17 protein-coding genes and 1 pseudogene are annotated in these 22,884 nt (G+C 60.4%); 7 read left to right on the top strand and 11 right to left on the bottom strand.

What is annotated here, in order from left to right; genetic code table 11:
* The 9 genes and pseudogenes from DFP89_RS09235 to DFP89_RS09195 all read right to left on the bottom strand — a co-directional run bounded on the left by DFP89_RS09235 (position 1) and on the right by DFP89_RS09195 (position 8,831).
* Entirely contained in the window at positions 1-2,151 is a 2,151-nt protein-coding gene (locus tag DFP89_RS09235; protein ID WP_114349103.1) for an ATP-binding protein, read from the bottom strand.
* 141 nt (positions 2,152-2,292) lie between these two features.
* Positions 2,293-2,862 carry a recombinase family protein gene (locus tag DFP89_RS09230; protein WP_114349102.1) on the bottom strand — a complete coding sequence of 190 codons (570 nt, stop codon included), beginning with the start codon at positions 2,860-2,862 and terminating at the stop codon, positions 2,293-2,295.
* 140 nt (positions 2,863-3,002) lie between these two features.
* Positions 3,003-3,248 carry a hypothetical protein gene (locus DFP89_RS09225; RefSeq protein WP_114349101.1) on the bottom strand — a complete coding sequence of 82 codons (246 nt, stop codon included), beginning with the start codon at positions 3,246-3,248 and terminating at the stop codon, positions 3,003-3,005.
* 542 nt (positions 3,249-3,790) lie between these two features.
* Positions 3,791-6,076 (bottom strand): DUF5906 domain-containing protein, encoded by a 2,286-nt coding sequence (locus tag DFP89_RS09220; RefSeq protein ID WP_147273300.1) that lies wholly within the window; start codon positions 6,074-6,076, stop codon positions 3,791-3,793.
* 212 nt (positions 6,077-6,288) lie between these two features.
* Entirely contained in the window at positions 6,289-6,780 is a 492-nt protein-coding gene (locus tag DFP89_RS09215) for a tyrosine-type recombinase/integrase (protein WP_114349099.1), read from the bottom strand.
* A 6-nt stretch (positions 6,781-6,786) separates the two neighbouring features.
* Positions 6,787-6,987, bottom strand: a pseudogene (locus tag DFP89_RS09210) (transposase); the annotation flags it as partial.
* A gap of 152 nt (positions 6,988-7,139) precedes the next feature.
* Entirely contained in the window at positions 7,140-7,511 is a 372-nt protein-coding gene (locus tag DFP89_RS09205; RefSeq protein WP_114349098.1) for a response regulator, read from the bottom strand.
* Positions 7,512-7,515: 4 nt separating this feature from the next.
* Entirely contained in the window at positions 7,516-7,959 is a 444-nt protein-coding gene (locus DFP89_RS09200; protein WP_114349097.1) for a MarR family winged helix-turn-helix transcriptional regulator, read from the bottom strand.
* A 461-nt stretch (positions 7,960-8,420) separates the two neighbouring features.
* Positions 8,421-8,831, bottom strand: a complete 411-nt coding sequence (locus DFP89_RS09195; protein ID WP_147273299.1) for a hypothetical protein — start codon at positions 8,829-8,831, stop codon at positions 8,421-8,423.
* Between the two features lie 548 nt (positions 8,832-9,379).
* Between DFP89_RS09195 and DFP89_RS09190 the strand changes: the two genes are divergently transcribed.
* The 3 genes from DFP89_RS09190 (at position 9,380) to DFP89_RS09180 (ending at position 11,600) form a co-directional block, all read left to right on the top strand.
* A complete protein-coding gene (locus DFP89_RS09190; protein ID WP_147273298.1) occupies positions 9,380-9,958 on the top strand; it encodes a helix-turn-helix domain-containing protein in 579 nt (192 codons plus the stop codon).
* Positions 9,959-10,011: 53 nt separating this feature from the next.
* On the top strand, positions 10,012-10,254 hold the full coding sequence (locus DFP89_RS09185; RefSeq protein WP_147273297.1) for a hypothetical protein: 243 nt from the start codon (positions 10,012-10,014) through the stop codon (positions 10,252-10,254).
* A 203-nt stretch (positions 10,255-10,457) separates the two neighbouring features.
* The gene (locus DFP89_RS09180; RefSeq protein WP_114349093.1) at positions 10,458-11,600 is read left to right on the top strand and encodes a calcium-binding protein; all 1,143 of its coding nucleotides are present in this window, start codon (positions 10,458-10,460) and stop codon (positions 11,598-11,600) included.
* A gap of 172 nt (positions 11,601-11,772) precedes the next feature.
* On the opposite strand, the gene DFP89_RS09175 is transcribed toward DFP89_RS09180, so the two are convergent.
* Positions 11,773-14,397: a hybrid sensor histidine kinase/response regulator gene (locus tag DFP89_RS09175; protein ID WP_114349092.1), complete on the bottom strand. Its 2,625-nt coding sequence runs from the start codon at positions 14,395-14,397 to the stop codon at positions 11,773-11,775.
* Positions 14,397-15,677: an extracellular solute-binding protein gene (locus DFP89_RS09170; RefSeq protein WP_147273296.1), complete on the bottom strand. Its 1,281-nt coding sequence runs from the start codon at positions 15,675-15,677 to the stop codon at positions 14,397-14,399. Before DFP89_RS09170 ends, DFP89_RS09175 begins: the two co-directional genes overlap by 1 nt.
* Positions 15,678-16,229: 552 nt before the next feature.
* Between DFP89_RS09170 and DFP89_RS09165 the strand changes: the two genes are divergently transcribed.
* The 4 genes from DFP89_RS09165 to DFP89_RS09150 all read left to right on the top strand — a co-directional run bounded on the left by DFP89_RS09165 (position 16,230) and on the right by DFP89_RS09150 (position 22,883).
* Positions 16,230-17,690, top strand: coding sequence for a ligand-binding sensor domain-containing protein (locus DFP89_RS09165; RefSeq protein ID WP_181870297.1), 1,461 nt, complete (start codon positions 16,230-16,232; stop codon positions 17,688-17,690).
* Between the two features lie 99 nt (positions 17,691-17,789).
* On the top strand, positions 17,790-20,246 hold the full coding sequence (locus tag DFP89_RS09160) for a hybrid sensor histidine kinase/response regulator (protein WP_114349089.1): 2,457 nt from the start codon (positions 17,790-17,792) through the stop codon (positions 20,244-20,246).
* Positions 20,230-21,510: a sensor histidine kinase gene (locus tag DFP89_RS09155; RefSeq protein ID WP_114349088.1), complete on the top strand. Its 1,281-nt coding sequence runs from the start codon at positions 20,230-20,232 to the stop codon at positions 21,508-21,510. The genes DFP89_RS09160 and DFP89_RS09155 overlap by 17 nt, the downstream gene beginning before the upstream one ends.
* 722 nt (positions 21,511-22,232) lie before the next feature.
* On the top strand, positions 22,233-22,883 hold the full coding sequence (locus DFP89_RS09150; protein WP_114349087.1) for a hypothetical protein: 651 nt from the start codon (positions 22,233-22,235) through the stop codon (positions 22,881-22,883).
* Position 22,884: the final 1 nt, after the last annotated feature.

Raw genomic sequence — 22,884 nt, 5'->3', positions numbered from 1 at the left:
TTAGACTTTCAACTCAGCAAACTGAAGCGCGATCACCGCACCTTCAAAATCGTCTGGAACATCAACCTGTGAATGATCAGGAAACAAAAGTGAACCGTCATTTAGCTCCATCACCATATTCGCATAGTATAGACCCATGCCCATCCCTTCCGGCCTCCGCGTATAGAAAGGGCGAACAAGTTCAGACGGTGCGTCACGGAAGCCCGGGCCGGTATCAGCTATGATGATAGCAGGACCTCCGTCGAAGTCTTCGTCAATTCCGATGTAGATTGCCCGCCCAGTTTCCTCTTCATTGGGCCACTTCGCTCGCATCCAATAGATTGCGTTGTCGATAATGTTGGTTATCGCACCAAGCGTAAGTCCGAAGGAACATGAGACAGTGACTTCAGGCGCGTCCTCTTCCACCGCAGGGCACTCCAATTTCACATTGTGATGCCTGAAACGTATCCGGTTCAAGTCCCTCGCTCTCTTGATTAGCTTTCGAAGATCGACGGGCTTGCGATCCTTCTTCCGCAGCAGGTCGGAAAACCCGTCCAAGAGCTTCATCATCTCTTCAACCTGAGATGTGACAGCCTCTAATTCCGGATGGCTTTCCATGTTCTTGTAGAGCGACCGAACTCCCTGCTCAATTTCGTGAAAAACGACAGCAAGGCTGGTGCCAGATATTCCCGTTGCGAGAAGCCGATTTTTCATTTCGACATACTCGTGCTCAATCCGGTCCAGAAGTGGATCAATTTTCCCTGAAAGGTTGTTCTTACTCGCGATAACGCGAATTTTCGAGACCGGCTCCATGATGCTCTGGACTTCAGGGTCTTGGGCTTCTCCAAGGAGTTCCCTGATAGCTTTTCGGTCGACTTCACGCTCTCGTTGAAGGGGATCAATTGCGCCCAAAACGAGTTGTCGGAATCTTTCGTAGGCCTCATTTTCAATGAAGCCCTCCCGGTTTGATTTCTCGACCAATCCTGGGCTGCTATCTTGGTCTATGGACACATGGCCAACAACGATGTTGCGGCTCAGTCCCCGAGTCGGATTGTTGACGCGTTTCAGGTCAAGCCCAAGCCAATCGTTGCTCCGCTCGCCGTAGTCGTAGACCCGGATGCCATCTCGATAGACGCGAATGCCGCCGTTCTCATCCAGGAAATCCTTGATGAGCTTCGTCTCGCCCATTTGCTTCGCGATCCGTGGCGTCAGGTCAAAGACATAGAACTCCCCGGAAATTGGACCTATTCCCTCGATCGACTGCAAGTCCGCAATGACCTTCCGCATTGTAGACGGCTGAGACTTTCCGCTAAAAAGTGGGTCGTCGTCATCTACCTCCAGAGGCGGCACCAAGAGTGAAACCTCGTTTTCTTCGAGGTCTCTGGCCTTTCGCTGGATTCCGGGAATGCCCCGGAAGCTGTAATGATAGCTGAAGTTCTCCCCGTCAAAATCAAATGTGTATTTCCAAGGTGCCCGTTTCAGAAGCTCTGAAGGGTCAGGCAGTCGCTCGATCCACTGTGGCACATCAGGGACTTGGAGGGTTGCTTGGAAGTCGTCACGCTCAACTTGCCCGAACGGCGAAGAAATCGATGTGATCTGGCGATATAGGCGGCGCACTTCTCCTCGGGTCCACCGCTTCTCACGCAATTCAGAGATTTGCAGTAGCGTTCCAGTTTTCTCCCCTGTGAAGACTTCAGGGTCACGCACCTCGATGTCGACTTCGGCGTCCGAAAGGAACTCATGCGCAATCATCTTGTTCCAGTCGATATCGACAACAACTTCTTGCGAATTTTCGGCTCTCGTCACCATCTGAATTTTGTTTCCGAGCTTGTGGACAGATAGTCGACCGAGTCCTTTGGAGCCAAGTGGCAAGCGTCCTTTTGCAGTTCGCTTTTTCTTCTCCAACTGTCGCTCTTTGTGGTCGTGGGCAATCACGAGCCAAATATCTCTCACAGTTTCAAGCGACATGCCGGTCCCGTCGTCCGTCACGCGGATCGTGGGCACTTCGGTTCCAATACCGGCGATTTCCACTTCAACCTTTGAAGCATCCGCATCGTAGGCGTTTTTAACTAGCTCGAACACAGCAAGCCTCGGGGTGCCGATTAACTGATCCCCCAAATGCTGAAGTAGTCGTGCTCGTGGTCGAAATCGCCTGTCAATATCTGCTTGCATCGAGTTCTCAGGTTGAACGCCTTTATGGGGCTATGTCTGTCGTTTGGCGCACTACTGCCTCATTTGCCTCTCCGGGTAGCTTTTGGCTGAAGAGGATCGCTTCAGGGGGCCAGGTGACGCAAAGCCCATTTGCCCCATGAATCAGGACGCAGCTTCAAGATATCGGTAAACACTTGAACGCGCTACCCCGAGCGCCTTGGCAATCGCTGAAGGGGTCATGCCTTTGGCTCGCATGGCGTTCACCATTTCCCCGTCTATGGTCGCGGGCCTGCCCTTGAAGGGCGAGTCCGCGCCCTTGGCCAGCGCAGCGTCTATGCCTTCCCGTTGCCGAGCCTTGCGGATTTCGGTCTCGAACTCTGCCACGGCAGACAACATGGTGAAAAACATGCGTCCCTCGGGGGTGGTCGTGTCGATAGCCTGTTCCAGCACCCGCAGCCCCACGCCCTTGCTGGTCAGCGTGTGGGCGATGTTGTGCAGGTCGCGGGTGGACCGTGCCAGCCGATCAAGGCGGGTGACAACGAGCGTGTCCCCCTTGCGAATGCCCCGCGTCAGAAGGTCGTCCAGCGCCTGCCTGCCGTCCCGCTTCGTGCCCGTGGCCTTCTCGCTGTAGAGGTGTTCGTCGCTGACGCCAGCCGCCTTCAACGCGGCAAGCTGAACGTCCAACTTTTGCCCGACCGAAGAAACTCGCGCGTAACCGATCAATTCGCCCATGATGGTTCCCTTTGTCCTAATAGGCTATCCGATAAATCGGTAGCGTCCTAAAATTGATTCCACAAGTCTATTCGGACACATTTGGGAGACTTTCGCGTGTCCCGCCCGTGTATACTCAAACGGGACACGTCAGGCTCAGGTCAGGCGAAGTAGTTCGGCGCGTTGGCCGGTCGACGCCACTTGCCAGGCTTGTTCTTCATCTTGATCGGGAAGCGCTTCTTTTCATCCAAATACTTTTCGTATTCGGACAGACGTTGCTTCTTGTGGTGCCCTTCGCTGAAATGGGCCTCGGCAACGAATTCGTCGCAGCGGCGGCAGAACCACATTTCAGGGTCGCCTTCCTTTTGGTCGCCATGCAGGTAGTGCCGTTCAGGTTCTTCGGTCATTTCTGGGTTTCCTATGCTGTGATTGAGTGTGACCCATCTTGGCTTTGGGTCCTTCCGGGGTGGCGGTGCGCTGGGCGGGAACACCGATCCGCCCTTCGCGCGCAGTTTCGATTTCGCGGCAGTGAGCCTGTCTGGTGGCCCACGCTCCCGCGAGTGCCACCGTGGCGAAAATCCGATGATCGAGTCGTGACGATCCAGCCCGGTCCAAGTGGTCCTGACGCCGGTCCCGGCAAAGCGCCGCGCAAACCATTGAAAACGCTGCGTGGTCCACGCGGTCCAAGCGGTCCACGCCCTTTGCAGTTGATCCGCGCTGTGCCATGCCGGTGCCCGCCCATGCCACACGCCGCCGTCACCCGAAGCCATACCGCACAGAGCGAGTAGAAATCTGCTTGGACCGTATGGACCGCTTGGACCAACCCCTGTTTTTGTTGGGAATTTTTTGGGCAGCGCACTTGGACCAAAGCAACCGGGCGCTTGGACCGCCTGGGCCATGATCTGGGCAGATGGGCAGGATTCAATCTGCGAAGATGGAACAGAACCGATCATCGGTCCCACTCCATTTCGCCGCCGATGAAAGCCGCAAACGCGGCCCGGCACTCGGGCAGAGGCGGCACAACGTATTGGCGTTCCCGTCCACCCGAAACCCGCGCCCGCAGGTCTTGCAGCCCGCCGCACATGGCCCGCAGTTTTTCACCGAATTGCTCGGCACTCAGCGCGTTGCCGTGCCAGCGCCGCCCTTCAAGCCAGGTCTCATATTCACGCCGCAGGGTTGCGCGGGAAATGGTGATTGCAGCGCACTCCCAATCGGGTCGGTCGTCGGTGAAATCCTCGGGTGCAAGGTTCCCTTCGCTAAGCCGGTCGTGCCACCACGCTTCCACGTTGCGTAGCCCCTCCAGCTTCTGCCGGGTCAGCCCCGCCGTCTCGGGTGGATTCCGCACATCGAATCCGGTCAAGTCATAGCTTTGCAGGAAGTGCAGCAGCGCACCCGCGCCACCGGCTGAATGCTCTTTCCAGATCGCCGCGAAATAGGCGGTGTCCTTGGCTCGGGCGGGCGACACGTCCAGCACGAAATAGCGCCGCTCGCCGGGCGTAGCTGGCACAACCCAATCCTCATTCGAGGTAATCAGCAGCCGGGCGAAGTGGTCGATTTCGTATGGGTCAATACCCTTGCGCTCGATTTGCAGGGTCGGGCAGGTGATCAGGTTCTTGAGAACCCCGCCGCCCGCCTTGTCACCGGCCCAGAACCCTTCCTCAAGGTGCAGCAGTAGCCCGTTTTCAAGGTGAGCGTTGAACCGTCCAGTGAGGTGGTCGGGCTGCGCAATTTTGACGTGGTGCCGCCGTCCGATCAGCGCCCCGAGATAGTCGCCAAAGGTATCCTTGCCCGCACCCTTGGTGCCGCGCAGGACAACAGCGGTTCCCGGTTTCTGTTCCGGACGCTGGACCAGGTGAGCCATCCAGCCCAGAAGCCAACGATATTCCCGTTTGCCGCCGTCGCAGATCAAGTCCAGGACATGGGCAAGGAAATGGTCGCAGGATGCGTCCGGGTCCGGCTTCACCGCCCAACCTCGCCAGACGTTGTAGGCACCGGCTGGCGTTTCCTTGGGGTTGAATACCAACCCGCCCTGATAGGTGCGCCGTGAAGGGTGCCGCATCCAAGCTGAGGTGACGGGTTCGGTGCGTTTCTCGCCGGGCACCTTCACGCGGTTGTTCGCGTTCAGCTTGTGAAGTTCCTCGGGCGAGTAGACCTCGACGCTGCCAGCCACCTCCCGCACGATCCTGAACTTTCCGCCCATCATCACGGCGGCATGATCCCGGTTCAGCGCGGTGATTGGGTTTGCCTTTCCCGCCTCGGGCGGGTCATCATCGAAATCGTCCATGTCGCTCAGCACGGTCGACAGGTCTTCGCCCGCGTTCCGATCCCACGCCCGCTGCACCTGCCGCGCGTCCTTGGCCCATTTGGCAAGGGTCGGGTCTTTCGCCAGTTCCGCTTTGAAGGCATCCAGGTCCAGCCCCGCGCGGCGGCACTCGCCCGCGATGCGGAAGGCGCGGCCCGAACGGGACTCGTCCTTGGGCGCGGTTGCTGGTGCATCGCCCTTGAAGCGCGGCCCTGCATCGGTGATGAGCCATTCCAGCGCCGCCCGGTCGACCGTCTCGATTGTCGCGGGCGCGGAGTCGAGGCGTTTCCCGGTGACGGTGAAATAGCGGTTGCCCAGATGCAGGGCGATTTCATGGTGACTGCCGCGCGAAAACGACTTGCCCCATTTCGTGCCCATGATCGCCCGAAACGGTTCCAGATCGGCGGCGCGGTAGGCAAAGAAGACCTTGGCCCCGGTGCCGCTCGGGCTGACTTCCGCATAGGATGCGAACCGCGCCAGCACTTCCGCTGCCCACGGTTCCAGATCGCCAAGCAACCCAAGGCAGCTATCGAGGTCAATCCCGCCGAACTGCAGATCGCCTTCCCCACCAAGGAACAGCCCGACGCCCTTGAGCCGTTCCGCTGGCAGATCGGCGGCAACCGCGTCAGCCCGCGTCCGGGTCAACCAAGTGGCAGGATCATTCGCCCGCGCCATGCGCTGAGGCGATGAATAGGGAACTTTGGTCCAGCTTTCGCCTCGCCGTTCCTCCCGCCATGCGCACCAGCATTTGGAAGCGTCCAGCGCAGGCCACGCTTGAAATTCGGGGTTGTTTTTGCTACTGTTTCCGAAGGCGATTTCGTGAGCCGCCGAAGTTTTAGCGCCGCTGCGGGGACCAGCCGCAGCGGCGTTTTCCATTGGTGAAGGGTAGTCCGCGAACAGGTCGCTGAGGTCAGTCGAAGACAGGTCTTTCATAGTGCAGTTCCTTTCAAGATTCAGGCACCGCCCCAAACCATTTGGGACGGTGGTTTTTGTGAATCCGAACTGCTAGGCCGCTGAAATGGTGGGACAAAACCCGCGAAGAACTGCGAAATTCCTTGGGAAAAGGTCAGTGTCCCACCGACCGCAACCCGTTGAATTCACGCGCTTTCCGCAGCCCCCTACGGGCTGCCATCTTTCTCGTTAAGTTATTGTTTTTCATCATGATTTCCCGCACTTCCGTCCAACGCGAAAGGGAAGTTGGACACATTTCCCAGTTTGGCAAACCCACTGTCCGCCAGCTTAGCCCTGTTTGCCTTCTTCGTATATGTATCGGCCTGCTTGGTGTCTTTGTGGGCCAGATAGGACGCGATCTCCCAGTTCGTCGCTCCTGCGTCTACTAGTCTGGTAGCCCCGGCCTTACGCAACCCGTGGAGAGAGCCGGGCACCTGTGCCTCGACGCAACGATCACGGAACCAGTTACCGAGTGTCTCGGACTTGTAGCCTATCGGCCTCGCCTCCTGGGTGATGAATAGCAGCCGATGCTTCGGGAGATTCGCCAGCTCTTCCGCGAGTTCGGGAAGGATCGGTAGGTCAGCGGCTACCGAAGTCTTGGTACGCTTGTAGGCAATCCGCGCCCTGCCGTCCTTCTGGGTAACATGTTGCCAACCTAACCGCTCTGAACTAGGCCCCAGACTCATTGATGGTCAAAGCCAGAACATGACGGTTGCGGCGAGTGCGAGGGCGGAGAGGAAGGTCTTGGCGCACCTGTCGTAGGGGGTCGCGATCCGGCGCCAGTCTTTCAGCCTGCCGAACATGATCTCGATCCGGTTGCGGCGCTTGTAGCGTCGCTTGTCGTAGCAGACGGCCTTGCGTCGTGACCTCCGACCCGGGATGCAGGGGCGTATCCACGCAAGGTCGCCGTCCGGGTTCGTTTTCGCGTTCTCGGGGCCTTGTTTCACCCTCCCCGTCCTTCCTGGATTCATCCCCGAGAGTCAGCGCGAGGGCTGGCGAAGGCGAAAGCGCATCGCTTTGAGCACGACCGGCAAAGCGGATCGCATCAACCGCAGAATTGCCGGATGATCGCCTGAATCTCGCGACGCGAAAACGGCTTTTGCAGGAATCCGTCTATCCCGTCGAGCGCGCCAAGCCATTGCGTCGTCTCGACGCTGACATCGCGGCTGCCTCCGGTAATCAGGACGACGCGCACATCAGGGCGTTTGTCATGCAGCGTCGTCAGGACAGTCTCGGCCGTACCCTGCTCCAGCCAGTAGTCGACAAGCGCAAGGTCCAGCGTTTCGTTTCTGTCGATAAACGCGATCGCGGACGCAGCATCCTGACAAACAGCGACCTTATGTCCGTCATTTTCCAGCAGTGAGCGAAGCGGGTCGCTGACCGTTGGACTATCTTCGAGCAGCAGAATGGAGGCCATTTTTCTATTGTCCTGCAATATCTTGCGGGATCAGCTGTTTCACGGCCGATGCCAGCGCCCGTTTTTCACTTTCCTCCAGCCTGTCGATACGCTCGGCCACGGACAGCAGCGGATCCGCCTTCAACTGGCTCCAGCCCGTCTCGGAAAGACTGAGGATCCTGCTGCGCCCGTCCAGGGGGTTGTCCTGCTGCACGACATATCCGCGCGCCATCAAGGTCTTGACCGCCCGGGCTACCGGCGCGTGCGTCATCCCAAGAAAGCTGGCCAGCCAGACTACCGTAGAGCGGTCTTCACGCGCATGGCCCAGATATCGCAAGATCGACCATTGCAGCGGCTGCACTTCCGATGAGCGCTTGTTTTCATAGGCGTTGCGGAAAATCTTCTCCAGCAATACCGCTGAAGCAAAGGCCCGGCTGTCCAATAGATTTACGCGCGCGTCGTTGGCCATCTTGCCGCCACCATAACATACGTCCCGTAGCTATAGCCTACCGCAAAACCTTACAACGCCAAACGCGTTCCGGATGCGTTCACACCGCGAACCGCCTTGCGGTACGGCGCCCGGGCTGACCTCTCGTGTCGCGATCCGCCTTGGCGCAGCGGGCGCGACTCCCGGCTGCTACAATTTTGACGCGGTCTGGATCAATTGTGAATCTGGCCCTGCAAGCGATTGCGGGGTTAACCTTAAGAGGCTCGTCAGTCGAGATGAGCCGAGCAAGGATCGGACTACCGTGCCCCAGATGTCGGAAAACACGGAAAACTAGAAAATCTGCCAGATATCCCTCACCCGGGCTCGTCAAGTCGGACCTGGGTTGTCTGGAAACAGATCGGAACCGTGACGTCTGTCATAACTTTGCTGCTGACTGCTACAGCAGGCGGCTGGTCGCCTCCGCAAGACGACCAGCCGGAGAATCACCCGATCATTGCGACATGACGCGAAACCATCAGGAGGGCCAACCAACGCAAATTCGCAAACATCTCATTTACATCCAGTAGCACCACCACACACTCAACAAGACTTGCAAATGACTGCCTGCCGGCGGGCTTCCCATTTTGATCCGGCTTCTCGGCGGTCTGCGGCCTAAGCTGCAGGCGGATCGTGACCGAAGCCAGGACATGACCTTTGCCGATCTCCGGGGTCAAGGAGATCAAAGACACGAAAACGCAGGAATCACCAGGCTCGAGCCAGCGTCCGTATGGCGCTGAGCGCCGCTGCTGGCCCTGCGGCATCTGGGCTGGCCGCCCGCTCGGCGCAATGGCTTCGAGCGGAAACGCGCTGGCGAATTCGCGTTCATCGTTCCGGTTCGTCATCAGGCGTGGCAAGAGCTGCTTGCTTCACGCCTTTTCTCCTGCGATCCGAAAACCCATCCCCCAGCCTTTCCCGCCCCGAATCAGCCAGATCTGGCGTCGGCGGGCGACCGCATCCGGCCAATCTCAAGCCGGGGGCAGGCCCCCACCTCGCCTGGTATGCGCTGACACCCTGACGGGGTGACGCCCCCTCCCCACCAGAAAAGCCACCGAAAAGCTCTGCCTGAACAGTGCGGTTACAAGGCGGCGAAGCACAGGAAAGGCAAGCAAGCCGACGACCGCGTGCGTCAGCAGAGAATCCGGCCCCGACCTTGAAGGAATCCGTTGCGGGTCTTGATTTTTGTCAAGTTGCGTGCTACTAGCACGTATATAGTTTAACAGTATTCGCCCGGTTATTGCGGAACGCACGCCGAAAGAAGGTTGTAGCAAAAACCATAACATCGGCGCCTCGGTTATAGGCACAGCATTCCGCTCGCGATGGACGAACAAGCTGCGTTTGCAGGGCTTCCAGAGACAGGAATGGCCTGCGACCGACGAAACCGAACATGAGGCAAACGACGATCATGAACGCGCGCCTGCATCAAAAGATAACGGAACTGATGACGAGCGAAGTTGCACCCAGTGACTGCTCCCCCGCATCGGCCTTGCCGGTTTTTGGCCAAAACCTGCGCCTCCTGACCTCGCTCAAGGGCAGTCAGGCCAAAGCGGCAATGGATCTTGATATCGGGCGCATCCAGTACCAGCGCTATCTGCGTGGCAGCAGCTTTCCAAAGCCACATATCCTGAAAAAGATCTGCGACTACTTCCGGGTCGATGCGCGGATCCTGATCGAACCGCTGACCGAGGATCTGCTGCTGGAAATGTTGCAGGCGCGAGGTGGCGCCGCCCGGTCGCCATACCGGGACGAGTGGCTCCTGGCTTCGCGGCTCGGGACCAGGAATACGCTGATGATCCGGGTGCGCTGGATGGGGGGGCTTATGCCGCGCGGCATTGGCGCGGCCTCTGCAAGGGCGCCACTCTTCACCGGCTGCTCAAGACCCCGAGGCAGGATGGTGCCCTGGTCATATGCAGCCATGCGCCGGGCACGGTCCGTGAGCCCGGAATCTCGTTCAGGAACCACGAATATCGCGGGGTCGGCCTGAAACCAAAGCGGAATGACCCTGCCCTTCCACGCTTTTCGCCAAGGTCGTCGAAAATGATATCGGCGCCCCTTGCGACACTCGTGTCAACATCGGGACATTTATCCGGAATGCTTGCCCGGTTTGCGGCGATCAACCGCGATGGATTTCCGGATATGCCCCGCCTTTCACGAGGCGCGATCGAAAGGATCGACTCGTCCAAAGGCAACCTGTGCAAACAGGCCAAGATCGGAACCTTCTTCGATATCGACGAAGTTCCCGAAGTTTTCGCCGATCTGTTGAGATTAACGGTCGCTTAGAGATTTTCCAGTACAGCGCTGATGACGCCTCCCCGTTCCCGACGGCAGCGAGCTGCCGATTGGACCGGTCCGGGTTTGCAAATTCAAGCGCCGATTTCGGCGATTAACCCCGTCGGATCCCATCCGGCGAAACGTGTTTCTCAAGTTAACGGGTCAGACGGTTCTGACCCGAAGGTAGAAAATTTCATATGAGGAGCATATAAATGCCCACCCACGGAGACGACCTGATTCGCTGGAGCTTTGCCCATGGTTCGAGATTCATCGACGGGCTCGGCGATAATTTCGACCCCAACTATTATGCCAATCAAAGCCGGGATGACGGATTTGCCTATGGCGATCTGCTGCGGCTGGATGGCGGCGCGCTAAGCGTCATAATGACTGGTTGGGATTCCGGCTATGCCTATGACCGGAGCGCCAATACCGCCACTCGCGTGACCTTCAGCGGCATCGAGCAGGTCTATGGCGGCAATGGCAACGATGTCTTCCGTGCCGGAGGCATCACCCAGGCCCTCGACGGCTGGCGCGGTGTCAGCTTTTTCGGCGGCGGCGGCAACGACAATATCGTGACGTCGCGTTTCGATGACTTCGTCGACCCCGGCGACGGCAACGATATCGTCAGCTGCGGCTATGGCAGTGACCATGTGGACGCATCCCGCGGCAATGACACGATCAACGGTGGTCCGGGCGGTGACAATATCCGCTGGGGCGGCGGCGATGCCAGCTGGCTTTCGCCCGGGGATGATGTCCTGACCGGCGGCGAGGGCTACGATCTTGTCAATCTGTGGGCCCATTACGGCTCTGCGGACGGCACGCCGGGTACGACCGTCGATATTGACGTGATCCGGGCCGACGGCGCCATGACCGGCACCGGCACCGTGCGGATCAACGCCGCCGGTGACACCGATACCGCCAGTTTCCGCGGCTTCGAGCTGGGCTGGACCCATCAGGGCAACGACACCATCGATGCCAGCGGCGCGCAGGTCCTTGGCGATCGTGGCATTCTGTGGGGCGCGCGCTGGGGCGACGACCGGCTGACAGGCAGTTCCGGCGATGACACGTTGGAGGGCGGTCCGGGCGCGGATATGTTGCGCGGCGGTGCCGGCGATGACCTGATCGTCTGCGCGGACAGCTTTTACGATCTCGGCGCGCCCGGCGATGGCGAGATGGACACGATCATCTTCCGGGCCGGCGACGGGCACGACACGGTGACCGGCTTTGATGCCGGCCTTGACACCCTTGATCTGGGGGGCGCGTCCTACAGCGCCCGAGAGACCGCGAACGGCACCCTTCTGACACTGGATTCTGCCAACACGATCCTGATCTATGGCGTGTTCGACATCCTGTGATTTCATCCGTCAGGACGCCGCCGCGTGCGGCGTCCTGACACCCCTCGCGGCAGGTTCGCTCCAGCGACGGGGTCAGGGACCTTGCCTATCGGCCGCGGATTTCCCCGCATGCGGCAATATCCCAAGTATCGGCCTGCGGATCGTCCGCTAGCCGCCGGACGCTTTGCGCCGCCTATCCCTTGCCATCCAGATCCGACATGAAGGCCTTGATTTCCTTGATCAGCTCGCTGAACGGGTAGGGTTTTTTCATGAAGCGAACATTGTCGTTTCCCGACATCAGCTGGGCAAGGTTCTCGCGCCCATAGCCGCTGGTGACGATGATCCTGGTGGCGGGCGCAATCTTCACGATCTCGGCCATCGCCTCTGCGCCGCTCATCACCGGCATGTTCAGGTCGATGATGACAAGGTCGATACTGTCCTGCCCACGTCTGAACCTGTCCAGACAATCGCGGCCATTTTCAGCAAGAATCACATGACAATTCGCGTGTTTCAGCAGCACCCGGGCCGTTTCGCGCAAGGTCGCCTCATCATCGGCAAAAAGGACGGTCAGCCCACCATTCCGCGGTAGGGTGTCATCCGAAGCGGCAACCGCCTTCTGGACGGCGTCCGCCGGCGAACAGGCTGGCAGGATCAGCGTCACCACGGTTCCCGCCTTCGGCGCGGTCGTGATCCTGATATCACCGCCGTGATTGCGGATGGTTCCATAGGCCGCCGGCAGGCCGAGGCCGACACGTTTGCCGGGCTCTTTGGTGGTAAAGAACGGCTCGAACACATGCGGCAGGTCCTTGTCGGCAATGCCCTTGCCCGAATCGCGGATGCGAATGGCGATATAGCGATCGACCCGGCCACGCTCTGGCAGGATCTCGCGGGCCGCGTCGGCGGCCAGATCCGCGATCTCGACCTGCACCAACCCGGCGCCCTCGATCGCGTCGACGGCATTCAGCAGGATGTTCATGATCGCGGCTTGCAGGACGCTGTCATCACCCAGCACGCTGGGGCCAAGGCTTTGATCGGTGATTTCGAAGGCAATCCGCTTGTCCGTGGTCCTGCGAAGCAGCTGGATGCATTCCTCGGCCAGCTGATGCAGGTTGACCGGCACCTTCTTGGGAGGTTTCATCTGCGCAAATTGCATCAGTTGGTCCGTCAGCCCCGCCCCACGGCGGACAAGACGCGCGATCTCGTCGATCTGGCCAAAGAGCCCGGGGTCACGGCCGGCCGCCTCGCTGATCGAGATCAGGTCCAGATTGCCCTGAATGCCGGCCAGCAGATTGTTGAAATCATGCGCGACGCCGCCACCCAGAAGCCCAAGCGCCTGAAGCTTTTCGGTCTGGCGCAGCGCGTTGCGCAGACGGTATTCCTCGGTGACATCACGAAAGACCAGAACCACGCCCACCGTTCGCCCATGCCGGTCGCGAATCGGGGCGCCGGAATCGGCGATCTGGTATTCCTTGCCGTCGCGCGACAGCAGCAATGTCTCATTGGCAAAGCCGATCACCGCATTTTCGCGCAGCACCCGCTCGACCGGGTCGGCGGCCTTGGCGCGGGTCCCGGCACTGACGATATGGAGCACCTCGGCAAGCGGCCGGTTTCTGGCCTCATCGGGGGACCAGCCGGTCAGTGAAGCCGCCTTGGGGTTGATTTCGACCACCCGGCCCTCGACATCGGTCGAGATGACCCCGTCGCCGATCGAATCCAGCGTGATCCTGAGCCTTTCCTCGCTGAGCCGCATCGCGTGGCGGACCTGATCCAGCTCGGTTATATCGATCACCAGCGCGACGATTTCCTCGATATCTCCGCTGAGAGATTGATGAATGTCATATGACACCAGCAACTGGCTGTGCCCGCTCCCGGTCTCGCCTTCGACCTCGAATTTCTGCGCCGATTGCAGCCGGGTCGCTTCGATCTGCCGCTGGATATTCTGCCACGCCTCCTGCCCCAGCACCTCGGATATCATCTTGCCGCGAATTTGCGACATATCCGAGAGGCCGACGAATTCCAGATAATTCCGGTTCGCCGAAAGATATGCCCCATTGGGCGAAAAACTGAAAATCGAGGCGGGCGCATTATCCAGTACGAATTGCAGTTCCTTTTGCGTGTTTGCCAGATGCCGGATTGCGGGGCGCAGAAATCTCAGCCAGATCGCAATAAGGCAGGCCGACATGATCACCACCAAAGCGGTGGTTTCAATATAAAGCAGCCGCAGCAGAAATTGCGACTGACTGTCAAGAAGGCGCATCCGCTCAAGCAGCGGCGCCAGATACCGATCCCCCTTGATGGAAATGACAACATCCGCCGGCCAATAGACAAAACCGGTGCTGAAGCCGGCATAGGGCGCGTCGCGCATTTCGATGGCGCGTTGCGCAAGCTCGGGATGGGCGCCGAGCGCGCGCAGCTGCTCGTCCTGGATGTTCTGGCCGAACTGGAAGACGCTGCGCAGCAGATGCGAGCCGTCAAGCGTGCTGCGAAAAGCCTGCTCGCTTCGCGCCCCGGCCTCGATCAGCCGGTCGAGATTGGCCTGTATGTCCGCATAGAGTGCCGGGTTGGCGATCTGGTCCCGGGGATTGCCGATCACGAACTCGATATTGCGCGAAATCTCGCGCCAGATCTGAAGCAGGTCGAAATTTATGATCTGCAGCTTGTTCATCGACAGGATGGTCGCGGACATGTTGTAGGCGATGACCACGCCCGCGACGACGATGCCATAGGCACAAAATGCCCAGATATCGGCCGGGTTCTTCGGAGGCTGCGCGCGCAGCCATCTGCGAAACCTTGCACCAGGGCTGTCGGGGCCGCGCATCAGCGATCAGCCGGGGCGGGTCTGTCCCGCTGGTTCATGAGGTCGATCGCCGTGATCAGATCGGCGGTGATCGGCGCCGCATCCGCATCGGGATCCCACCAGGCCGGCCGCAGGATGCTTGCGGCGATATCCAGCGTCTGCAGCCATTGCGAAGCCGTCAGCAGCATCTTGGTGTCCGCCATTTTCCAGCTTTCCATCGAGGCCTGCGAACAGGCATCCATCTGGCGGGCATCCGACCCGCGATAGGCGGGGATGCCGCCCTTGCGCAGGATATATTCCTGCCTGACTTCGGGGGTGATGACGGTCTCGATCAGCCGGTTCTGACCGGCAATCACCTCCGGGTCCTCGGTGGTGACGAGCGCGATCGCGTCGAATGACCAGATCACGTAATCATTGCCGGGCGCGGCCGAACAGTGGACGGCCGGATTGCGTCGCAGCATCGGCGCCACGAAATCCCCCAGAAAAGCGGCGAAGGAATCGCCGCTGGCGACATGCTCGACCACGTTCGCCCAGTTCAGATCGCGCGACAGCGGCGAGGCATAGGGACGCAAGGCAAGAAATATCTCGGTCGATCGTCGCAACTGCGGCTCATACTTCCTTGCCGAGCCGGTCCCGGCCAGAAACTCGCCCATCTCCTCAAAGGTGAATTGCTCGGCCATGATCGAGGTGATGAAGAATCGCATCTGCCATCGCTGATCCGAAAAGACGACGGCATGAACGCCATTTTTCCTGAGAGCGGGCGCCATGTTCAGCAGCTCCTGCCAGCTTTCGGGCATGGCCAGCCCCAGCCGCCTGAGGACATCGGCATTATAGAGCATCCGGTTCTGCAGATGGATCCCCAGCGGCAAAAGCCTGGTTGAATCGCCTTCCCGGACCCGCTGATAGATTTCGGGGATCAGCTCATCGGAAAATGCCCGGTTACCGACCCGGTTCGGGAAAAGCCGGAACAGTTTCTGCTCGAACAGATCCTCGGCCTGATTGCCGCCAAGCCAGAACAGGCCGCTGGGTGGAACGCCCAGCGCCAGACGCTCGGCGAACTGTTCTCTGACCCCAATGAAATTCGTCGAGACCCGGCTTTCGCTCCAGTCAACGCCGCTGGCCCTGACCGGCTCGCTCAGCGCGCGCAGGGCATATGCCTCTTCGCCGGTGGCCCAAAGATGCAAAAGCTCGAAGCGCGGCCTGACCTCATCTGCGCGAACCCGGGCCGACAGCAAGGCACTGCCAGCCAGCGCATAAAAGAGCACAGCGATCAGCAGCCGCCGCCCCGGCCCTGCCCGCAAGACGCAAAAAATCGTCCGAATGAACCAAATCAGGTGAACAGACGATTGACGCCGTTCAGTATCCCGGTCCTCGCCTGCGGTGTTCATCAAGCAGTCGCGATTCATCTGGCGTCATCTGCTTATGAGATGCGGTTGACGATTCTGGATATTATCAGATCGCTGCCATCTTGTCGGCAATACTGTGACCGCCGCCCCCCGTCCCGGCGAAAATGACCGCAGACCGGAATCCGGCCGCGTTTCAGCCGTGTCGGTGAATAAAAACAGGGGATTGCATCAAGCTTCGGTCCGATCCCCCAGCGAGCCATGGCCGCAGTCTTGACAAAGCATCCGCCGGTGACAAACTCGGACGCGTTGTAGCAAGTCTTTTCTCGACGACGACCCGAGTGCAAGTTGTGATGCCGAACTGTCGGCATCCGTCAAGCGCGGAGTTATGAGATGACGGCCGGGGGTCTATGGCGCGTTCGGCCTGTTTCAGGCGTCGGTCGCGGCTGGCTGCTTTCCGCGACCTCAGCTTATTCTTCAGGTTTATTGACCTTGCGGCCATGGGCCAGCTTGGCTTGGACGTATCTGGCCCGGGCCTGCCGGCTGGCGGTTTTCATCGCCCTAGCGACATCGACCACCGCCGGGGCCTATGAGGCCATCCGTTTCGATCGGCTCAGCGCCGATGACGGGCTGTCCAACAACGATACATTCACCATCGTGCAGGACCGGATGGGCTTTATCTGGATCGGCGCGCGCTATGGGCTGAACCGCTATGACGGCAGTTCTGTCGTCCAGTATATTCACGACGAAAAAGACGAACACAGCATCAGCGACAATTTCGTCCAGCATCTCTTGGAGGGCGCCGATGGCGCGATCTGGGCCGGCACATGGGGCGGCGGGCTGAACCGCTATGATCCGGAAACCGATCGTTTCACCCGCTTTCGCCATGACGATGACGACCCCGCCAGCCTCAGCAACGACAATGTCTGGTCCTCCTACGAGGATCGCAGCGGCACGCTATGGGTCGCGACCGAAAACGGGCTGAACCGCTTTGATCCGCAAACCGGCGGCTTCACGCATTTCCTGCACGATCCGGATGATCCAAAGAGTCTGTCGAACAATTCGGTCACGACGGTGCGGCAAGACAGCGCAGGCACCTTCTGGGTCGCGACCTATGGCGGCGGCCTGAACCGTTTCGATCCGGCACGCGGCAGCTTCACCCCGTTCCGGAACGATCCCGCCGATCCGGACAGTCTCAGCAACGACAATATCTGGAACTTCCATATAGACCAGAATGACGTGCTGTGGCTTGGCACCGAAGCTGGCCTGAACCGCTTTGACCCGCGGGACGGCCGGTTCACCGCCTATCGCTATGATGCCTCGGATCCGGACAGCCTCAGCAATGACACGGTCGCTTATGTCGCCGATGCCGGGAATGGCCGGCTGTGGGTCAGCACCACGGGCGGCGGCGGCAATCTCTTTGATCCGGCGACCGGCAAGTTCCGGCGCTTTCTGTTTGACGCGGCCGACGACCTGAGCCTCAGCTACAATCTGGCATGGTGCGCCACGCTTGACCGCAGCGGCGCGCTATGGGTTGCGACCACCAACGGGGTCAGCAAATACGATCCGGGCGCCCATCAGTTCGACACCCGCCGGCCGAACGCCGCCGATCCCAGGACCACCGCCTATAGCGACATTCAGGGCTTTTACGAGGATGCCGATGGCGTGTTGTGGATCGGCTCCGGCACCAGCGGGCTGAGCAGGCTCAATCCCGATGACAGCGTCGCGATCACCTACAAGCATGACGATGCCGACCCGACCAGCCTGTCCGGCAATGCGATTGCCGATGTCGAGGGCGACGCGAACGGATACCTGTGGGTCAGCACCGATAACGGCCTGAACCGCTTTGACCCGGCCACCGGGCGCTTCATCCGCTTCCGCAACGACCCCGATAACGCAAACTCGCCGCAGGGAAACAATGTCACGGATCTCGAGATCGACGAGACCGGCGCGGTCTGGATGGCGATCTAAGGCTACGGCTTCGCGCGGCTTGATCCGGCAACCGGAAAGTTCGACCGCTTCGACTTTGACGAACGCGAACCGGCCGGGCTGTCGACAAGATGGATCACGATGATGGAGTTGGCCGCAGATGGTTCGGTCTGGGCCGGCGGCGATGGCGGCCTGTCCCGGTTCGACCCCGCTACCCACCGCTATACGAATTTCACGGGCGGCGGCGCGGGCGGGCTGAGCAACAGCATCGTCCTTGATATCTTCGAGGATTCCCGGCAGGTGATCTGGGTCGCCACCGGCGATGGCCTGAACCGCTTCGATCCGCAGACAAACAGCTTCACCTCGTTTCACAAAAAGGACGGACTGCCAAGCAATCAGGTGATCGGCATCATCGAGGACCTGAACGGCTATCTGTGGGTCAGCACCAATAGCGGCATTTCCCGGATCGATCCCCGGACCAATACCTTCCGCAACCATGATCCGGGCGACGGGCTGGTGAATGACCAGTTCAATGCGCGTATCGCCGACAGGACCCGCGACGGCAGGCTGCTGTTTGGGCGCGAGTCAGGCTTTACCGCCTTCGATCCCGACACGCTGCAAGACAATCAGAACGTTCCCCCCGTCGTGCTGACCGACTTTCAGCTGTTCAATGAATCGGTGCGGCTTGGCGAGAACTCGGTTCTGGATGTCCAGATCGGCCTTGCCGACACGCTGACGCTGTCCCATGACGATACGGTTTTCAGCTTCGAGTTCGCGGCGCTCAATTACCGCCGCCCCGAAAAGAACCAATATGCCTACAAGATGGAGGGCTTTGACGGCGACTGGCGTTTCACCTCATCCGCCCGGCGCTTTGCCACCTATACCAACCTCGACCCCGGCAGCTATGTCTTTCGGGTCAAGGCATCGAATGATGACGGGCTTTGGAACGAAACCGGCACCGCCCTGCCGATCACCATCCTGCCGCCATGGTGGATGACGGGATGGTTCCGGGCGCTGGTTGCGATGACCCTGCTTGGCGCGACCGCCAGCGTCTTTCTATGGCAGCGGCGCGCCGGCCTGAGACGCGAGCGGGTCCTGCAAAGGCTGGTGACCAGGCGCACGCATGAGCTTGAGATCGCCCGCGACGAGGCCGACGCCGCCAACAAGGCCAAAAGCCTGTTCCTGTCCAGCATGAGCCATGAGCTGCGCACCCCCCTGAACGGCATCCTTGGCTATGCGCAGGTCCTGAAGCGGCGCGGTCTGGGCAGCGCCGTCGATAGCGGGCTCGACATCATCCATCAAAGCGCCGCGCATCTCTTGACGGTGATCAACGACATTCTGGACCTGTCAAAGATCGAGGCGGGCAAGCTGGACCTCTACCCGCGCGAGGTGAACCTGCCCGTATTCCTGCGCACCATCATCGCCATCGTCCGCGCCCGGGCCGAGGCCAAGGGCGGCGTCGATCTGTCCCTCGAGGCGCTCTCGCCGCTGCCCGAGACGGTGACGGCCGATGAAACCCGGCTGCGGCAGGTGCTGCTGAACCTGCTCGACAATGCGGTCAAGTTCACCGATGCCGGCGCGGTCACGCTGACAGTCGACAGCAAACCGGCGCATCTGCCCGGCCATGCGCGCCTGTCCTTCGAGGTGCGCGACAGCGGCAAGGGCATCCCGCCCGGGATGCAGGCGCTGATTTTTGAACCCTTCGCGCAGGTGCCCGATACCGAACGGCTGGCCGAGGGCACGGGGCTTGGCCTGCCGATCTGCCGCAAGATCCTGCAGATGATGGGATCGGATCTGGCCGTGGAAAGCCCCTCGCCCTACAGCCAGGCCAGCGAAGCCCCGGGATCGGTCTTCCGCTTCGAGGTGCTGCTGCCGGTGGTCGAACGGGCGCTTGCACCGCAGACATCAGGCGCGCGCCACATCGCGGGTTATCGCGGCACCCGGCGGCGCATTCTGGTGGTCGATGACAAGCAGCAGAACCGGCAGGTGCTGACCGACATGCTGGCGCCGCTGGGCTTTAGCATCGAAACCGCGGTGAATGGTCAGGACGCGGTCAGTGCCGTTCTGGCCGACCCGCCCGACATGGTGCTGATGGATCTGGTGATGCCGGTGATGACCGGGTTCGAGGCGATCCGGCAGATCCGCCAGAACGAGGCGCTGCGCGAGTTGCCCATCGTGGCGGTGTCGGCGAGCGTTCTGGACCTGAACGAAAGCCTCAAGGTCGGATGCCAGGATTTTCTGGCCAAGCCGGTCAGCTTCGACAAGCTCATGGAGGTGCTCGAAGAACTGCTGAAACTGGACTGGATCGTCCGGGACGCGCCGCGTGATGGCGATGCCGTGTTGCCAGCCCCCGCGGACAGCGACCGGATCGTTACCCCGCCGCCCTTGACGGATATCGCCCTTCTGCGCGGCCTTGTGGAGGATGGCGATATGCGCGGCGTCATCGCCTGCGCCGCCCGGCTTGCCGAAGACAGGCCGGACCTGTCGGCATTTTCCGAGGCCGTAACGCAGATGGCCACGCGCTTTGAAGATCGCAACCTGTTGAGCTTCATCGCGAAATTCGAGGCGGAGGGAGAGGTCGATGAATATCGGGCTTGACGAAATCGACCAGCAAGCGCGACAGGGCGCAGCCAGCGGGCGGGGCGCGCGGCCTCCGACAATCCTGCTGGTCGATGACTCTGCGGAAAACCTGAAGGTCGTGGCGACCCTGCTGGAGACCGAGGGCTACGATATCCGCATCGCCCGCGATGGCCGCATGGCGCTGGAGCGCGCTGCGCGGATCATGCCGGACCTGATCCTGATGGATGCGCTGATGCCGCTGATCGACGGGTTCGAGACCTGCCGCCGCCTCAAGGCCGATCCGCGGCTGCACCAGATCCCGGTGATCTTTCTGACCGTGCTGAACAGCCCCGGGGACCTGCGCAAGGCCTTCGATATCGGTGCCGTCGACTATATCATCAAGCCGATTCAGGAGCCCGAACTTCTGGCCCGCGTCCGCACGCATCTGACGGTTCACCGCTTTCAGCAGGATCTGGAACGAAAGGTCGAACAGCGCACCCAGGAGCTGATGGTCGCGAACCGGAAATTGCAACAGGAAATGGCCCGGCGCTGTCGGGCCGAGGAGCATCTCAGACATATCCAGCGCATGGAGGCGCTCGGGCAGCTGACCGGACGGATTTCCCATGATTTCAATAATATCCTTTCGGTGATCTCGGCGGCCAATGATCTGCTGGTCAAACGGCTGCGGCATGCGGGCCTGTGCCTTGACGAGACCGAAGTGATCGGGAATGCGGTCGATCGGGCCGCGCGGCTGATCGGCCAGTTGCGCGCTTTCAGCCGGCGCGAGACGCTGCATCCCGAGATGATCAATCTGAACGACATCATTCGCGGCATGGAGGACATGCTGCGGATCGCCGGCAGCGAAGGCATCGTCCTGCGGATATCGCTCGACCCGGATCTGCGGCCGGTTCGCGCCGATACCGCCAAGATCGAGCAGATCATCATGAATCTGGTGGTCAACGCCGTTCAGGCCATGCCCGACGGCGGCAATCTGACATTGGAGACGCATACCGCCACGGTCGGCAGGGATCGTGCCGCCACGCTGGGGGTCGAGGCCGGCGACTATGTCGAACTGGTTGTCGCGGATACCGGCATCGGCATGGACGAGGCGGTCCGCAGGCGGATCTTCGAGCCCTATTTCACCACGAAGGACCCGGAAACCGGCTCCGGGCTTGGGCTTTCCACGGTCTATGGCATCCTGCGTCAAAGCGGCGGCGGCGTGCGGGCCGAAAGCGAGCCGGGCAAGGGCGCGACCTTCCGGGTCTATCTTCCGGTCTGCGCCGTGGCCCCGCCCTCGGCCTGACTGCGGGGCCCTGCCCCGCCCGGCCGGATCCCTTGCGCCATCTGGAACAGGTCTGCACCGTGACGCCGCTCTGCCCTGCGGCCCCTGAAATCTGCTCGCCCTGCCGTTGCAGCAAATTGGGCTGCCTGAGCCTCGGCGCGATCCCCTCGAGCCCGTCTCGCCCTCGCGGCCATCTCTGGCCGCTCGCGAAACCGGGACGATCGTATCGACGCGGATCGGCCGTTTCGGAAGCGGCTGCGACGCTTCGGGCGGCGCCCGGGTGCAAGCAGATCCGCGGCAAAAATCTTTTGCGTTGCCTCGCGAATCGTGCAATCTTTGGTAGAGCATTGGCATCGTAAGGAAATGATGCTCCCCTCCCAGACCATCCCGTAGAGGTGGCGGGAAAAACCGCTAGATGGAAACAGGTGAAAGACATCGCAACGGACCGTTGGCGCGTAGCGCTTGGGATGTGACGGTGCTGACGTGGAATGACGCATGCTCTCCGATCAGGGGTGGGATGGCGATCGGTCCCGCCGCAACCTTTAGTTGCGTTGCGGCCTTATCTCATACGTTCCGCAGCAATGCGGAGTGGTGTCGTTAATAGTCGCTTTTTTTGAAAGCGCGGCACGAACGTCGCCCGCTGAGGTAGCACAATATCACAATCATGGCGCGCGCTCGTCCTCGCCTTCCGAACATTTGTCCGGGGGTCCGGGACAGGGTTGCCTGACACGAGGAATTGGCGGATGAGCGGATTTGCAGAGCTGTCGGCTTCCGACCGCATGGAATACGAGTCCACGCTGAAGCGGTTCGGTCTGACCGTGGACAATCTCAACTACAAGGGCACGCTTTCGACACAGGATTTCGGCGACAAGCTTGTGCTGTCGGCCGATCCTTCGATCTCGGCGATCGAGCCGACAATCGTGCCCTACAACTCCTTGGCCGAACTCAAGGCGATGATCGGCAGGGCTGACAGCGATTACACGGACGGGCCCTTCAGTGATCGCCTGCTGGATTACCCCGCGCCGCTGGATCGGGATCGCGTTCACGCATTGATGGCAACCCGCAACGAATGCGATTTCGACTATCAGGTCACCCGGGACGAATTGCACGCGCTCTACAGGGCCGCGCAGGCCTATATCATGGGCAACTCGCAAAAGCTCAAGACGCATGAGCCGATCCTGAACAAGCGTTTCGGCACCGGCTCGGTCGCCGTGCTCGCCGTCGAGGCGCTGGTCGTCAAGGCCGGACATCCGGTGATTTTCGCGCCCGATCCGAACGATCCCAACAAGATCTTGTGCCCCAACTTCACGTCGGTCACGGTCGAAAATGGCGGCCAGATCATTGTCAGTACAAAGATCCAGATGACGACCACCACCTTTACCGCTGCAGACTGAT

Source organism: Paracoccus lutimaris (assembly GCF_003337565.1).
GTDB classification, from domain to species: domain Bacteria; phylum Pseudomonadota; class Alphaproteobacteria; order Rhodobacterales; family Rhodobacteraceae; genus Paracoccus; species Paracoccus lutimaris.
This window is presented reverse-complemented; position numbering and strand designations above follow the sequence as displayed.

Excerpts from the sequence above, each read along its gene's own strand:
- DFP89_RS09235 (WP_114349103.1), bottom strand. The coding sequence starts at position 2,151 with ATGCAAGCAGATATTGACAGGCGATTTCGACCACGAGCACGACTACTT.
- DFP89_RS09230 (WP_114349102.1), bottom strand. The coding sequence starts at position 2,862 with ATGGGCGAATTGATCGGTTACGCGCGAGTTTCTTCGGTCGGGCAAAAG.
- DFP89_RS09225 (WP_114349101.1), bottom strand. The coding sequence starts at position 3,248 with ATGACCGAAGAACCTGAACGGCACTACCTGCATGGCGACCAAAAGGAA.
- DFP89_RS09220 (WP_147273300.1), bottom strand. The coding sequence starts at position 6,076 with ATGAAAGACCTGTCTTCGACTGACCTCAGCGACCTGTTCGCGGACTAC.
- DFP89_RS09215 (WP_114349099.1), bottom strand. The coding sequence starts at position 6,780 with ATGAGTCTGGGGCCTAGTTCAGAGCGGTTAGGTTGGCAACATGTTACC.
- DFP89_RS09205 (WP_114349098.1), bottom strand. The coding sequence starts at position 7,511 with ATGGCCTCCATTCTGCTGCTCGAAGATAGTCCAACGGTCAGCGACCCG.
- DFP89_RS09200 (WP_114349097.1), bottom strand. The coding sequence starts at position 7,959 with ATGGCCAACGACGCGCGCGTAAATCTATTGGACAGCCGGGCCTTTGCT.
- DFP89_RS09190 (WP_147273298.1), top strand. The coding sequence starts at position 9,380 with ATGAACGCGCGCCTGCATCAAAAGATAACGGAACTGATGACGAGCGAA.
- DFP89_RS09185 (WP_147273297.1), top strand. The coding sequence starts at position 10,012 with ATGATATCGGCGCCCCTTGCGACACTCGTGTCAACATCGGGACATTTA.
- DFP89_RS09180 (WP_114349093.1), top strand. The coding sequence starts at position 10,458 with ATGCCCACCCACGGAGACGACCTGATTCGCTGGAGCTTTGCCCATGGT.
- DFP89_RS09175 (WP_114349092.1), bottom strand. The coding sequence starts at position 14,397 with ATGCGCGGCCCCGACAGCCCTGGTGCAAGGTTTCGCAGATGGCTGCGC.
- DFP89_RS09160 (WP_114349089.1), top strand. The coding sequence starts at position 17,790 with ATGATGGAGTTGGCCGCAGATGGTTCGGTCTGGGCCGGCGGCGATGGC.
- DFP89_RS09155 (WP_114349088.1), top strand. The coding sequence starts at position 20,230 with ATGAATATCGGGCTTGACGAAATCGACCAGCAAGCGCGACAGGGCGCA.
- DFP89_RS09150 (WP_114349087.1), top strand. The coding sequence starts at position 22,233 with ATGAGCGGATTTGCAGAGCTGTCGGCTTCCGACCGCATGGAATACGAG.